Here is a 14,839-nt window from a genome sequence, read left to right on the forward strand (position 1 = left end):
CAAGGCACGCCGGGCAATCTGGCGCGACGCTAAAAAGGCGCGGCAGTATACCGCGCCTCGGTTCGGTGCACACCCGCCGGTGGTCAAACCTTGGTCGCATTGTCGTGACCGATCCCAGTAGGAGCTGCCGCAGGCTGCGATCTTTTGATTTTGTTTTTAAGATCAAGATCAAAAGATCGCAGCCTGCGGCAGCTCCTACAGGGGAATCGGGTCAACCTGAAAATTGAATGGTCATTTATCGGCCACGCCACTAAAGTGACATGCGGTCTGTAGAGTAGGACGCTCTGTCAGTCTCCTTTCATTCGGTGAATCTACGATTGACCCATAACGCCATCCAGCGCCTGTTGCTCAAACGTTTCGCCCTCGCGGCCGGCACCTATGCCCTGGCATTGCTGTTGCTGTGGCTGGCGTTTTTTACCGGTCACTACGACGCGCCGCTTTCCAGTGTCTCCGTCGGCAGCGCACTGGTGGTGAGCAGCCAGGTCATCCTGTTCGCGGTGTTCTACAGCGGCTACAACCTGCGTTTCGCCGACCCCAGCCTGACCGAGGCGCAAGTGTTGCTGGGGCTGGGGTGGCAAACCTGGCTGATCGCCCATCTGGACGAAGCCCGGGGTGCGTTTCTGGTGTTTTACGTGCTGATCCTGTTGTTCGGCCTGTTCCATCTGTCACGCCGGTCCCTTGTACGGTGCGCGCTGCTGGTGTTCTTCAGTTTCAGTGCGATCACGCTGTGGGAGGGCTACCACTTCCAGCTGCCTGACCCGGCCATGGCGGTGCTCCAGGTCTGTGTACTGCTCATCGTACTGGTGTGGCTGGTGCTGTATGCCCGCTATGTGCAGGCTTCGCGACAACGCATGCGCCAGCGACGATTTGCGTTGCAGGCGCACCAGGACACCTTGCGCGGGATGATGCGCCAGCTCGAAGACCTGGTCGCCACCGACGAACTCACAGGCCTGTTCAATCGCCGGCATTTCCTGAGCCTGGCTTCCCGCGAGTTGAACGCTATGGACGCCGGTGTGGTGCACGGCCTGGCGCTGATCGACCTCGACCATTTCAAGCGCATCAACGACCTGCACGGCCATGCCGCCGGCGATCAGGTGTTGCAAGCCTTTGCCGGCGTTGCCACCGCTTGCCTGCGCGACGGTGACGTTCTGGCCCGTTACGGCGGTGAAGAGTTCGTGGTGCTGCTGCCCGATTGCGATGCCGACAGTTTGACTTCGTGCTGCGAGCGGCTGCGCATCGCGTTCACCGATGTCGAGTTGATCGGTCTGAATGTGCGCAACCTCAGCCTGTCCGCCGGCATGACCCTGCTGGAGTTGGGCGACGATCTCGATGACGCCTTGCAACAGGCCGATCAGGCGCTCTATCGCGCCAAGCGTGACGGCCGCAACCGATGTGCGGCGGCGTGGGAGAACGTCGATGCCTGAGTTGCGGGTCGGTGAACTTCGCTGGTCGGTAGCGACGGGCAGCAATCTGCTCGACGTGCTGAACCAGAACGGCGTGCCGGTGCCCTACAGTTGCCGCGCCGGCAGTTGTCATGCGTGCCTGGTGCAGTGTGTGCAGGGCTTGCCGAGCGACAGCCGTCCGGATGCCTTGAGTGCGCAGCAGCGTGAACAGGGCTGGCGCCTGGCGTGCCAGTGCCAGGTGATCGAGGACTTGCAGGTGCACGCCTTCGACCCGCAAACCGATGGCCGACCGGCCGAAGTGGCTGCCGTCGATTGGTTGAGCGCCACGGTCCTGCGTCTACGCGTAATCCCCCAGCGACCGTTGCGCTATGGCGCCGGCCAGCACCTGGTGTTGTGGGCGGGTAACGTGGCGCGGCCGTATTCCCTCGCCAGCCTGCCGCAAGAAGACCGTTTTCTGGAGTTTCATCTCGATTGCCGCAAGCCCGGGGAATTCAGCGATGCCGCCAGGCATTTGCGCATCGGCGATTCGATCCGTCTCGGTGAGCTGCGCGGCGGTGCCTTGCATTACGATCCGGACTGGCACGTCCGGCCATTGTGGTTGATGGCGGCCGGCACCGGGTTGGGACCATTGTTTGGCGTCTTGCGCGAAGCGCTGCGGCAAGATCACCAAGGCGCCATCCGCGTCATCCACCTGGCCCATGATGCCGATGAGCACTACCTGGCCAAACCCCTGCAAGCCATGGCCGCCAGTCGTCCGAACCTGAGTGTCGAACTGTGGACCCCGGCCGAGTTGCCGGCGGCTTTGGCGCAACTGCGGCTTGTTTCGCGGCAAACCCTGGCCTTACTCTGCGGAGCCCCCGACAGTGTCGACGCCTTTGCCCGGCGCCTGTATCTGGCGGGATTGCCGCGCAATCAACTGCTGGCCGATGTGTTCCTGCCCCGTGGTTGAGCGCTGACTTTTCAGACGCGAGACCTGCCATGACCGATGCCATCGAAGTTGAACGCGAACGCGGCCTGTTGACCCTGCGCCTGAATCGCCCGGACAAGAAAAACGCCCTGACCCGCGCCATGTACAGCCACTTGGCCGAGGCGTTGAAACTGGCTGACAGCGACCCCGGGATCAACGCCGTGCTGATCACTGGCTCTGCCGAATGTTTTACCGCCGGCAACGACATCGCCGATTTCATCCGGCAACCACCGAGTGGCCTCGACAGCCCGGTGTTTCACTTTATGCTCAATCTGCTCGAATGCCGCAAACCGGTGATTGCCGCCGTGGCCGGAGCGGCGGTGGGCATTGGCACGACGATGCTGCTGCACTGCGATCTGGTTTACGTCAGTCGCGATGCACGTTTGCGCATGCCGTTCGTCAACCTTGGCCTGTGCCCGGAGTTTGGTTCCAGCCTGATCCTGCCGCGTTTGCTCGGGCAGGCCAAGGCGGCGGAGTTGTTGTTGCTCGGTGATGGTTTCAATGGTGAACAGGCGGCCGCGTGGGGCATTGCGTCCGAGGCGCTGGGCAGTGGCGAGGAAGCCTTGGCCAAGGCGCGGGAGATGGCGTTGCGCTTTGAGTCGCTGCCACCGGAAGCGGTGCGGATCAGCAAGCAATTGATGAAAGCGCCGGATCGGGAGTTGATCCGCAAAGTGATAGAGGAAGAGGGTGCTTTGTTTACTCAGCGGCTGCGGTCGCCGGAGGCTTTGGCGGCGTTGACGGGGTTTATCAAGCGGCATTGATTTTTTGGGGGCAAGGCTGGCCTCTTCGCGGGCCGGATCAGGCAATACAAAAAAAGGGTCAGAAAACAAAAAGCCCCGCCATTCACATGGCGGGGCTTTTGTTTTTCAGCAACCGGTCACTCAGACCATCGGATCGCCAACGTGCAGGATCTTCATGCCGTTGGTGCCGCCGGTGGTGTGGTAGCTGTCGCCCTTGGTCAGGATGACCCAGTCGCCTTTCTGTACTACGCCGCGCTTGACCAGCTCGTCGATAGCCTTCTGGCTGACTTCGTTCGGCGCCAGCGAAGCCGGATCGAACGGGATGGTATACACGCCACGGAACATCGCCGCGCGAGCCTGGGCTTCGCGGTGTGGGGTGAACGCGTAGATCGGCACCGAGGAACGGATGCGCGACATGATCAACGGGGTGTAGCCACTTTCGGTCAGGGCGATGATCGCTTTCACGCCCGGGAAGTGGTTGGCGGTGTACATGCTCGCCAGCGCGATGCTTTCGTCGCAGCGCTCGAACTCTTTGCCGATGCGGTGGCTGGAGGTCTTGCTGGTCGGGTGCTTTTCGGCACCGACGCAGATACGCGCCATGGCCTGGACGGCTTCCAGCGGGTACAGGCCGGCGGCACTTTCGGCCGAGAGCATCACGGCGTCGGTGTAGTCGAGCACGGCGTTGGCTACGTCGGACACTTCAGCGCGGGTCGGCATCGGGTTCTGGATCATCGACTCCATCATCTGGGTCGCGACGATCACCGCCTTGTTGTGGCGGCGTGCGTGCAGAATGATCTTCTTCTGGATGCCCACCAGCTCGGCGTCACCGATTTCCACGCCCAGGTCACCACGGGCAACCATCACTGCGTCGGACGCCTTGATCAAGCCGTCGAGGGTTTCGTCGTCGGCCACGGCTTCGGCGCGTTCGATCTTCGCCACCAGCCAGGCGGTGCCGCCGGCTTCGTCGCGCAATTGACGGGCGTATTCCATGTCGGCGGCGTCACGCGGGAAGGACACCGCGAGGTAGTCGACTTCCATTTCCGCAGCGAGCTTGATGTCGGCCTTGTCTTTTTCAGTCAGGGCCGGAGCGGTCAGGCCGCCACCGCGACGGTTGATGCCTTTGTGGTCGGACAGCGGGCCGCCGATGGTCACGGTGCAGTGCAGTTCGGTGGCCGTGGCGGTATCGACGCGCATCACCACGCGACCGTCGTCGAGCAGCAGCTCGTCGCCCACGCCGCAGTCCTTGACCAGGTCCGGGTAGTCGATGCCGACCACTTGCTGGTTGCCTTCGGTCAGAGGATGGCTGGTGGAGAAGGTGAATTGATCACCGATCTTCAGCTCGATCTTCTTGTTGGCGAATTTGGCGATACGGATCTTCGGGCCTTGCAGGTCACCCAGCAGGGCGACGAAGCGGCCGTGCTTGGCGGCGAGGTCACGCACCAGCTTCGCGCGAGCCTTGTGCTCGTCGGGGGTGCCGTGGGAGAAGTTCAGGCGGGCGACGTCCAGGCCAGCCAGAATCAGCTGTTCGAGAACTTCCGGCGAGTTACTGGCCGGGCCAAGGGTAGCGACGATTTTGGTACGACGGACGGACATGCAATGACTCCTGAGTTCAAGCGCTGAGTGAGGCTACTACGCTCCGATGTTGTAGTCATTGTTCGTTTGCACTACTTATTCGCTTGTTTCTTTAACCGAATACTTTCGGTTGCAGGCAGCCTGAAGATTTTCGCTCACGGGTCGATACAGAGCTCAAGACAGGAGAACCCCCATGCGAATCGTGCTCATAGTCGTCCTTACCCTTAGTGTTGTGGGCTGCACCCGTTGGTCGATGAACCATCATTTGAATAACGCCTACAGCGCCTATGACCGGGGCAATTGCGAGCAGGTGATGCTCGAACTGTCCAAGGTCGAACGCGACAGCCGCGCGCGGCCTTACGTGTGGCCGGAAGTGTCGATGATGCGCGGGCTGTGCCTGGAGCGGCAGAAGATGTATATCGATGCGGTTCAGACCTATCAGTTCATCATCGCGTCGTACCCGCAAAGTGAATACGCCTTCCGCGCCCGTGCCCGCATTGAAACCCTGCAGAGCCTTAACCACTACCCGACGCACAGTGCAGCGGCTGTTAAACCGACGCAGTTCTGATGGCAGTAACCCTGTGAACGCTGGCTCACTGGCGGTGGTGAGCTATAGTCCAGGGAACCGGTTTTAGAGCTTTGCTTCTGAACCGGGGCAACACCTGTGACCGGCACAAGCAAGACTCTGCGCTGTCAGGACGGCGCACCGGGAGCGGGGAGAGCGGGCAAAGACTTGATGCACGCCCGTTCCGAAGCAGTAGTGCGGCTCTGCTTAAGAGCCTGGCATAGCGAAATTGCACATGTTCACCGACCGCCGAATCGAGCGGCATCAACTGCCGTACTTCTTGAAAGTGTTCAACGGCATCACCGGCAAACCCATCGGCAATCTGGGCAATGTTTCTGAAGACGGGCTGATGCTGATCAGCCAATTGCCGATGATGATCGGCGCCGACTTCAACCTGCGCCTGAAAATTCCCGCCAGCGAAGGTGGCCAGCAGATCATCGAATTGCAGGCCTGTTGCCTGTGGTGTCACGAAGACGTAGCCCCCCAACATTATGACGCCGGTTTCAGCCTGCAACGGGCACCGCCGGAGTATGGGCAATTGGTGGAGGCGTTGAAGCTGTATTTCAGTTTTCAGCCATTGCCTGCCTCTGCATGACACCGCAAAAGATCGCAGCCTGCGGCAGCTCCTACAGGACCGGTGTCCATACGCAAAATATGCGGCGACCACGGTCGGTGTAGGAGCTGCCGCAGGCTGCGATCTTTTGATCTTGCTGTTACATCGTCTTGATCGCTTGCTCGTTTTCCACCAACAACAACCCCAACTCACTCGACTGATAAATCGCGACCATTCGTCGGGACTGTCACAAATGACAGATGTAATACCCCCATGGTTCCGCGTAAAAAAACCGCAAGCAATCGCTCTTCCGCTTTCAGGTGTATTTAGAGCGCACACCTTGGCCTGCTGGAGATTCATGATGAGCAAGGACTACTTCAACTCACCCCTCAAACAACTTTTCGAGTTGGCGCCAGGCACCCTCGACCACTCTGTCCAGGTCAACTACGAGCGCTTTATCAACGAGGGCGGCTCGGTTTTCGAATTGTTGAAAATGGGGCGTGAGGGGGTGGTGCAGACGTTCACGTTGAGCAGTGATGAAGCGCAAGCGTTGCTGGACAAAGCCAAGAGCCTGGCGGTGCACAGTGCCCGTGAATATCGTGAACAACGACTGGTGAGGAAGGGGCCGCCTAATCCGCTGCATCGCACCGGGATCAGGGCATTGGTGGATACGCCCAGCTTCGACGATTTGTTCAACCCGGACTGGGAAGCTGCTGCCCCTGCACAAAGCCTGGATTCGAGCATTTCCCCAGCGGCCTATTTTCTGCGGCTGGTAGAACTCGCTCGAGCGCTGGAAGAACGAGCCGTAAAAAAGAAGTTCACCTTCGAAGCCCGGCGGCCCGATCTGACATCGCTCATCATCGATCCGACCAGCGCCTTTCAGATCAAACCAACCATCACTTTGGTCAATGAAGTGCTAGAAAGCATTATCAAGAATCACCTCGCTCCGCAATTGCTGGAAGGTCAGGTTGTCGATGACAAATTACTGGAAACACGGTTTCCGCATCGCTCCATGCCCTTCGAGTGGTACGCCGAGCAATACAAAGTGGTGCTGGCGAAGAACAAGCTCTCTCTGGGCGAGGTGGTGCGATCGATCGATCACACTGCTCCCTACTTCAGACGGCCTGGCGTGCGGGGTGATTTTTCGGATATTGCATTGCGTCAATCGTGCAATCTCGGACCGCAGCAGCAGCGTTTATTGATCGAGAATTTTGTTATTCCCGGCAACGCGGCGGTTTTTTACACAAAAAACTTTGGATCTACTGCTGACAAACTTAAGGACTCGGTACATTTCTGCGCGCAAACCTCGATTGATGCGAAAGCATTGACCTCGCTGTTGTCCATAGAAGAGTTTGTACCAAAACAATCCAGCAACGTCAGCCTGCCAACCACGACGGCGACGGTAACGCCCAAAGAGTTTGGTTCGCGCTACATTAATTATGGCTTGGCAGCGGCGATGGACCTGTCGGATCCGGCAGATGGCACACGCCAATTCGTCCGGCACGATCTCAATCGCTTTGACCGGATGAACCGCATGCTGCGTCTGAGCCGCTGGCTGGACCTGCCTCCAGACCAATGTGATCGACTGATCATGGCAGCGTTCAATGCCGAAGTACGGGGCGATTTCGTTGACCCTGCAACCCGATTGAAGGAGTTGGCAGACAGACCCTCCAGAATTACCAACAATACCCTTCGAGTCATCGGCTTGTTCCAGGAGTTCCGTCTGCAGTTCAAGTGCACTGCAGAGCAATTCGCTGCATTGATTGACGAGATTTCCCCTTGCGGTCGCGGAGAAGAATTGTCTCAGTTCGACCGCATTTTCAACGTCCAGGCCTTGTTCGACGCGCCGCTGAAACTGGATAACCGCTTTTTCGCGATCGAGCCTCAAACCCGCAACGACAAGCGCACCGTCGATCAGATTTGCAGCAGCCTGGGCCTCAACCAGGAAACCTGGCTATACCTCGCGCGCTTCGTCGCCAAGAGTTATAACCAGCGCGACGAACTGCAGTGCAGTCTGTCGGTCGTGTCTTCATTTTATCGCTTGGTACTGCTCGCTTCTTTTTTGCGCATCAACCCGATAGAACTGGCAGCCTTGCTGGAAACCTTGAGTGAGCGCGGTGCAAGCGAAGTGGTGCAACGACTGCTCGGCGAGCCTCGCCTATTGATCAGCGGCACCGGTGGCGTCGGTGATGTGCTGAGTGTTATCCATGCGGCACAAACCTGTGTCCAGTGGTTGCAGGAAAACGACCTGACTGTGACCTGGCTGGTACAGCATGTGGCTCAGGTGATTGCTCCCCCCATGGCCACTGAAGCAGACGTCATGTTGCTGCAAGAAATCCACGGGCGATTGCAGCCGGTGCGGCTCACTGAAGAAGTCTTCACGGCAGCGGGTGTTCCACAGAACAACGCCGTCCCTTCGCGAGGTTGGCTCTCTCTACTGGATCAACTGGTAGATGCCGATGGCCTGGTGTCGAACCTTCCCAGCGATGAGAACGATTACGAACGGGCCGTTGCCGAGATTCAAGCGGCAGTGGCGGACGCGAAATTACCCGAAGCCGATGTGGATAATGCCCGCGCGGTCATTTTGGCATTGGTGCTGCAGGCCCGGGATGCGCAATGCGCAGTGATTCAGGAAAGTCTGTCTGTGTATTTGAGTGTGTCACCAGATGTGGTGTTGCCGCTGCTCAAATGGGTCAACAAGGGTGGTGTTTACCTGTTGGTGATGGAAACCACACGGGCACTCGCAGCGGTTACTTCGGGGGCCGATAAAATCAATGTTGGTGATGATGTGCTTAACCTGCTGGAGCATCTGGTACAGCGGGCCGAGGTCGTTAATAAGTTGTCGTTGAGTTCCGCGATGCTCGTAGCCCTGACGACGCGACGGAACTGGCAATGGTTCGGCCTCAATGATGCGCAAGCACTTACCTTGAGTACGTTGTATCAACTGACACTGTTTCAGCGAGCTGTCATGCACACCGGGCAGCCCGCCCAAACGCTGTTGCAATACCTGGAACTGGTCAACGCTTTACCGGCCATGCTGACGCCGGAAGATCAGCGGCTGATCCGTGATTCCGCCGCGACTCGACTGGCGGTGGTGCTGAAGTGGGGCGTCAGGGAGGTGCTTGAATGCATCCTCTATTTGAGCCCTGCGATGCCGATCGTTCGTGACGTCACCACGCTGGATGCCCTGCTGCGCATTCGTGGGCTGGCGACCCGCAGTGGGCTGGATGCGAAAGCCATTATCCGATTGGGATCGCTCACTCCAGACAGCGACACCCCCGCCTATCGTGACGTGGCGGAACACGTCCTTGAGAGCCTGTCCGAGTCGACGGTAGAGGGGCAATCCAGGGAAATTGGCGAAATCGGCCAGAGCGTGACTCACGAAATCCGCTGCATCAATGACACCCTGATAGCCAATGCTGAGAATCAGGTTGCGCTGGTCGAGTTGTGCTTGCGTGATCTTGCCAACCGACCAATGCCGAATATCACGGTTCGGTGGACCTCCGACCGCCCCGGTTTGCTGGAGGATATTTCAATTACCGATCATGAGGGCCGTGCGGTCATTCGCTTCAGGCCAGAAAAAGGGACGTGGATGGGCGCGGTGCAGATCAAAGGCTCTTATGGTCTGGCTCAGGTGGTTTATGCACCGAAGATCATTGTCGACTGCGATGAGTTCTCGCTTGGCTTTGACCTTGGCGGCACAACTGATCCAGAACCAGACGAGACGTTTCTGGCGGGCGGCGAAGGGATCTTTCCGGTGTGGGTGCGTCTTGTCGACGAGCACTCCAACCCAGGGGTTGGTCGTACCGTGACGTTTTCAGGACAGGGCGTGGTGGCTGATCCTCTAGTGGCAATTACAGATGCGGAGGGCATCGCCCGCACCCGTGTCAGAAGTATTGAGCCTGTTGAAGAAGCGAGTCTGGTGGCCAGTTACAGCACCAAGGATTCGAAGGTCATCAACAACATCACCTTTGTCGACAAGCCGTCTATCACTCTCCTGGAAGTGGTGTCGATGGCCGTGGACGGGGAGCCACTGGTGCTTCGTTGCCATGTGTTCGGGTTGGGCAGGCTGCCGTCCCCTGGTGTGTCGGTTGGCTTGTACCTCGATGCTGCAGAGGAGCCGATTGAAACAAAACTCACCACTGAGGAGGGGATCGCGGAGTTCACCGTGCCTGACGTTAAAGCAGGGAAACAGACATTTACCGCCAAGGTCGAGATGGACGAGCAACAGCTTGAAATCGATGTGGCCAGATCGGCGGTTATTCACGGAGAGTCTGCGGACTATCGGTTCCCTGTGGCAGGTTCAGGTACGCCTACCTTACTGTGGGTCACGGTCAGAGAGGAGTCGCATAACCAGTCCCGGTTCATTGCCAACTGCCCGATTTTGTGGAGCGTTGCAGGTCCGGGTGGAGAACCGCTGGCATCTGTCAGCATCCCTACCGACGCAATTGGGCGCTCAACCTACCCCTTCGAGGTTGATGTGGCTGGAAAGTATGACGTGACCGCAGTTCGTGAGGCTGGCGCGGAGGACCAGCGCATATTCGATCTTCAAGTCGTTCCGGCCATTGACTGGACGTTCACGTTGACCGACACCACGACAAGTATTCCTGACAGCAGCGTGCCACTGGCCTTTATCAGAGGTCATCAATACAAGCTCGTAATCAACTTGCCTGATGGCGTCGACCTGGAAGGGGCTCGTGCGATGCTGGCGTGGGACAGTGATTTCTCGGCGAAGGGGATGGGAATGCTGTTTACCCCGGCAACCGGTGCCTATGTAGCGATCGGCGCCAATGGCACGTCCCTCAGTTGGGATATTAGTTGCCAGAATCTGCGCAACGGCGCCTTCGATTTGACCTTCTACTGCGATCGACTTGATCAGCGCCTGATATTGCCGGGTCGCCTGGATGCACCACCTCCGGTGGTGGCGATTCCTGCCCAAAACGCTGAAGTGGACGTTCAACCGGAGCTCAGCGGTACGGGTAGTTCCTCGGCGCAGATATATGTATTTGAAGGTAAGCAGGGCGCGCTGCTGGCAAGAACCAGCGTAGGCGCTGACGGCAACTGGAAAGTAACGATTGCCGAACCACTTTCAACAGGGCCGCATGTGTTCTCGGTCAAACAACGACACATCGACACAACCGAAGCATGGGCGCCGGATGTTCACGTGCACGTTGGAAAAAAGTCATTGATTAATCCCTGAACACTTATTGCTGAATATTGAACGGGTGTTTTTATTGAAACTGCCGGGTGCATGCTGCATTCAGGAGCATTAAAAAATGATTAACTCCATCATTGGTACATTGGAAGAAAGGCGCTGCTCGGCCTTGGCGGATTTTTATTTGGGGCAAGTGACGCCCAATGATCCTGATGCCAAGGAGCTTAACCTGACGTCGTTGGATGACTTATATCAATATTTTTTATTGGACAGTCAGGTTGGCCAGGAACCCGATACTTCGCGGCTGGCTGAAGCCATTGCTTGCCTTCAACAGTATATAGGTGCTGTCTACGGTGGTCTGGAGCCTGGTCATGCAACAGAGTTTACTCAAGAAGAGTTAATTGCCTGGCATCGGCGCTATTGCAATATCAGTGATTGGGCCGGTTATCAGATGTTGCTCGATTATCCGGAGAATTGGTTGAATCCGACGTTGCGTCTTGGAAAGTCCGATTCGTTCAAGGAGTTGGAGAATAACCTGAGTCAAAGTACGCTCAATGAAGCGGCTGTGCAAACGGCGCTGTTTGAGCATTTGAAGAACTTTGAAGAGGTGTGCAATCTCGATCTGGTTTCGGGCTATATCAATAGTATCGATGGTGTGGGAACTGGAAAGGGCCAGAGTTTCAAAAATGCCGATTATTATTTTATTGGTCGGCAAAGGGTACAGCCTTTTGGCTATTTCTGGCGCAAAGCCCATGTTGATTTAAACAGTAATAGCAAGTTTCTTGACCCTGCGGCTTGGACCGAGTGGGCCCCCATCACTTTGCCAACTGCGAAGGATACGGTGGAAATGCGCCCAGTATTTTTCGCCGGACGCTTGATGGTGGTTCAGGTTGAGCGTTTGGAAATGGTCGATTTTACGATCGAGTATGAAGGTGGTCATCTTAAATTAAATGGTTGGTGGGAGTTTGAGATAAAACTTTCCTATCTGGCTGCGAACGGAGTATGGTCGACCCCGACGAGTCTGGGGAAAAAGAAGCTGAAGCATTGGTTTGGTGACCCTTCAACGAAGTTGGCAGTTGTGAATTATGCTGGCGACAAAAGTAGCGATGACAGGTTGGTTATATGTTTTGCTGCTCAGGACCCTTATGAAAAATGGGATTATTTTTTCGCGGCGAGAAATTCGATATTCGATGACGTGCTGGGTTCCGGCGAAGACTTTAAGTCGCTGATTGCTGACCCATTCGCTGACACCCGTTTGCAACATAATTTGAAAAATGGTGCGGTCACCCTCGGTGATGCACCACAGATCAGCAAGCAGAAATCCGGGGCGCAGTTCCTGGATATTTCAAAGTTGAATATCACCGATCTCAAATGGATTCGCCTCAATTCTCTTTTTGCTCCGGAACTGGTAGCCAAAGCGGCTATCTCCATTGATGACATCTTGAGTCTGGTTACTCAGAACACAAAAGAACCATTGCCGGTTGAAGGCATAAATGACGAAATTAGATGGGCTCCCATCGATTTCAACAGTGCCCACGGCACTTTTTATTGGGAACTGTTCTTTCACCTGCCATTCCTGATTGCCCATCGGCTCTGCGAACAGCGCAACTACCATGAGTCGCAACGCTGGTATCAATACATATTCAACCCGCATATTCGCACCGAAAGCACCCGCGAAGCGGTTCCCGGTGAGCAGTTCTGGTTTTGTCGCCCATTGCTGGAAGAGGGCAGTATCAGCTTCGAGGCCAAAGGGTTGGTTGACCCTGATGCCATCGCCTTTTCCAATCGCATTCACTATCGCAAAGCTATTTTCATGGGCTACGTGCGTTGCATCATCGCGCATGCCGACTCGCTTTATCGTCGATTGACCCGCGACAGTCTGACGGCAGCAAAACTGCAATATGTGCGTGCGTTGTCACTGATGGGGGCGGCACCCACAGCAAAAGCCATGAGCCACTGGAAACCGCAGTCAGCCAAAGACATTCTTGACGACCTGGCAGAAACCGTTTCACCCCTGGAATCGTTCGCGGGAACACTTGATGTCGACGTCGCGAACCTGCCCGCCCGCGTCGAGGGCACACCCGATTTTGAAGTATTGAAGCTGGGTGTCTTTCGTCCATTCACCAACGAGCAGTTGCTGGACACCTGGAAGTACATTGACGAGTGCTTGTGGAACATGCGGCATAACCTGACCATCGATGGCAAACCGATGATGCTGGCGCTGTATGCTCCGCCGACGAATCCACTTGATTTGCTTCGCGCCCAGGCTGGCGGTTCATCGGGGGCAACGCGCAATGCGGGCGGGTGGAAGACGATTCCGCATTATCGGTTCCGTACCCTGCTGTCCACGGCACAAAACGCAGTGCAAACGCTGATCGGCTTTGGTCGGGAAGTGCGTCAGCTGATGGAGCAGAGTGACCGTGGGCAGTTGGAGGAGCTGCAGCAGAGTCATGTCATCGCACTGGGAGCACATGCCAGGACCATTCAGGAGGAAACGATCAAGCAGATGGAGGCATCGCTGCAGGGGCTTAAACAAAGTCAGAAAATGGTTGAAGAGCGGGCGCGGCACTATAGGGATATCAGTGCCAGCGCGCTTTTGGTGCCGGAAATAGCTGGGGACCTCGCTAACATTGGAGGCAGGCTAACGGCTGCCGTAGCCGCAGCGCCAAATACTGCTGCAGCTGCTGCGAGGGCCATACCAAATATTTTCGGTATGGCGGTCGGTGGCTCGGATTTTGGGGCACCGCTGGACGCCGTATCTCATAAATTGTACGCAGCTAGCAGTTTACAATTTGCAATCGGCGACATTCTACATCGATCAGCTTTTTATGCCCGTCGAGAACAAGAGTGGGACTTTGCAGAAAGACAGGCCAATAGCGAGCTGCTGGTCCTTCAGGAACAGCTGACGGCACAACAACACTCTCTCAACGCAGCGAGAAGCAGCCTGGCGCAAACACAAAAAGCCAATGACCAGGCCCAGGAAATTTTTTCCTTTTACAAAACCCGGTCCACCAATGTTGAACTCTATCGTTGGTTGCTGAGCCAGATGGCCACGTTGTACTTCCAGGCTTACGACGCCGTGGTGGGCATTTGCCTGAGTGCGCAAGCCAGCTTTCAATACGAGATGGGCGATTTCGACACGCAGGTCATTCGCCCTAATGTCTGGATGGACCATCACCATGGCCTGAGTGCGGGCGAATCCATGTTGCTTGACCTGTTGCGTCTGGAACGCATGTATCTTGAGCGAAACGAACGCCGGCTGGAGCTGACCAAAACCATCTCTTTGCGCGATCTGTTCGAGAAAGCAGAGTTCATCTCAGGGAAAGACTGGGCAGCGGTGATAGCCGAACTCAAGAATGGCAAACTTGAATTTAACTTTTCCCAAAGATTATTCGACAGTGATTATCCCGGCCATTACTGCCGGCAGATCACGAGTGTCTCGCTGTCTCTGCCCGCGGTGCTCGGTCCTTATCAGGATGTTCACGCCATTTTGACGCAAACCGGCAGTACCACAGTACACAAAGCCGATATCGACTCACTTGACTGGTTGTATGGCGACGGAGAGGAAATGCCACCGCCGGGGATTTTTCTGAATCCGCGCCCCAATCAACAACAGGGAATCAGCCACGGTCTGGATGACTACGGTTTGTTCCAGCTGAGTTTTGGTGATGAACGCTACCTGCCATTTGAGGGAACAGGAGCGGTATCGCATTGGCACTTCGAATTACCACGACCCAAATCGCCAGACCAGATCAAACTGATCGACAGCCTGACAGACATCATAGTGCACGTGCGATACCTGGCGAAGGTCGGAGGTTCAGCCTACACCAAAGCTGTTCTGGACAAACTGGGTGATTGAGGGTGGCGCTGCCCTGAGGGCTTTG

General features: G+C 56.6%; 8 protein-coding genes. 7 read left to right on the plus strand and 1 reads right to left on the minus strand.

All coding sequences use genetic code 11. The annotated features are described in order from the left end of the window. Positions 1–317: 317 nt before the first annotated feature. Genes KGA83_RS06060 through KGA83_RS06070 form a run of 3 tightly spaced genes read left to right on the plus strand, consistent with a single transcriptional unit; the run spans position 318 to position 3,131 of the window. Positions 318–1,424, plus strand: coding sequence for a GGDEF domain-containing protein (locus KGA83_RS06060; RefSeq protein WP_108215063.1), 1,107 nt, complete (start codon positions 318–320; stop codon positions 1,422–1,424). Further along, positions 1,417–2,352 carry an iron-sulfur-binding ferredoxin reductase gene (locus tag KGA83_RS06065; RefSeq protein ID WP_108215064.1) on the plus strand — a complete coding sequence of 312 codons (936 nt, stop codon included), beginning with the start codon at positions 1,417–1,419 and terminating at the stop codon, positions 2,350–2,352. The genes KGA83_RS06060 and KGA83_RS06065 overlap by 8 nt, the downstream gene beginning before the upstream one ends. 29 nt (positions 2,353–2,381) lie before the next feature. Further along, the gene (locus KGA83_RS06070) at positions 2,382–3,131 is read left to right on the plus strand and encodes an enoyl-CoA hydratase-related protein (protein WP_223529084.1); all 750 of its coding nucleotides are present in this window, start codon (positions 2,382–2,384) and stop codon (positions 3,129–3,131) included. 120 nt (positions 3,132–3,251) lie between these two features. On the opposite strand, the gene pyk is transcribed toward KGA83_RS06070, so the two are convergent. Then, positions 3,252–4,703 (minus strand): pyruvate kinase, encoded by a 1,452-nt coding sequence (gene pyk, locus KGA83_RS06075; protein WP_223529087.1) that lies wholly within the window; start codon positions 4,701–4,703, stop codon positions 3,252–3,254. A 172-nt stretch (positions 4,704–4,875) separates the two neighbouring features. On the opposite strand from pyk, the gene KGA83_RS06080 reads away from it, so the two are divergent. The 4 genes from KGA83_RS06080 (at position 4,876) to KGA83_RS06095 (ending at position 14,814) form a co-directional block, all read left to right on the plus strand. Continuing rightward, the gene (locus KGA83_RS06080; RefSeq protein ID WP_108215067.1) at positions 4,876–5,250 is read left to right on the plus strand and encodes a tetratricopeptide repeat protein; all 375 of its coding nucleotides are present in this window, start codon (positions 4,876–4,878) and stop codon (positions 5,248–5,250) included. A gap of 232 nt (positions 5,251–5,482) precedes the next feature. Beyond that, positions 5,483–5,842 carry a PilZ domain-containing protein gene (locus tag KGA83_RS06085; RefSeq protein WP_108215068.1) on the plus strand — a complete coding sequence of 120 codons (360 nt, stop codon included), beginning with the start codon at positions 5,483–5,485 and terminating at the stop codon, positions 5,840–5,842. 319 nt (positions 5,843–6,161) lie between these two features. Next, a complete protein-coding gene (locus KGA83_RS06090) occupies positions 6,162–11,000 on the plus strand; it encodes a Tc toxin subunit A (RefSeq protein WP_223529090.1) in 4,839 nt (1,612 codons plus the stop codon). 76 nt (positions 11,001–11,076) lie between these two features. Then, entirely contained in the window at positions 11,077–14,814 is a 3,738-nt protein-coding gene (locus KGA83_RS06095; protein WP_223529093.1) for a neuraminidase-like domain-containing protein, read from the plus strand. Positions 14,815–14,839: the final 25 nt, after the last annotated feature.

Origin of the sequence: Pseudomonas sp. GL-R-19, assembly GCF_019956375.1 — a bacterium.
GTDB lineage: Bacteria > Pseudomonadota > Gammaproteobacteria > Pseudomonadales > Pseudomonadaceae > Aquipseudomonas.

Excerpts from the sequence above, each read along its gene's own strand:
- KGA83_RS06065 (WP_108215064.1), top strand. The coding sequence starts at position 1,417 with ATGCCTGAGTTGCGGGTCGGTGAACTTCGCTGGTCGGTAGCGACGGGC.
- KGA83_RS06070 (WP_223529084.1), top strand. The coding sequence starts at position 2,382 with ATGACCGATGCCATCGAAGTTGAACGCGAACGCGGCCTGTTGACCCTG.
- pyk (WP_223529087.1), bottom strand. The coding sequence starts at position 4,703 with ATGTCCGTCCGTCGTACCAAAATCGTCGCTACCCTTGGCCCGGCCAGT.
- KGA83_RS06080 (WP_108215067.1), top strand. The coding sequence starts at position 4,876 with ATGCGAATCGTGCTCATAGTCGTCCTTACCCTTAGTGTTGTGGGCTGC.
- KGA83_RS06085 (WP_108215068.1), top strand. The coding sequence starts at position 5,483 with ATGTTCACCGACCGCCGAATCGAGCGGCATCAACTGCCGTACTTCTTG.
- KGA83_RS06090 (WP_223529090.1), top strand. The coding sequence starts at position 6,162 with ATGAGCAAGGACTACTTCAACTCACCCCTCAAACAACTTTTCGAGTTG.
- KGA83_RS06095 (WP_223529093.1), top strand. The coding sequence starts at position 11,077 with ATGATTAACTCCATCATTGGTACATTGGAAGAAAGGCGCTGCTCGGCC.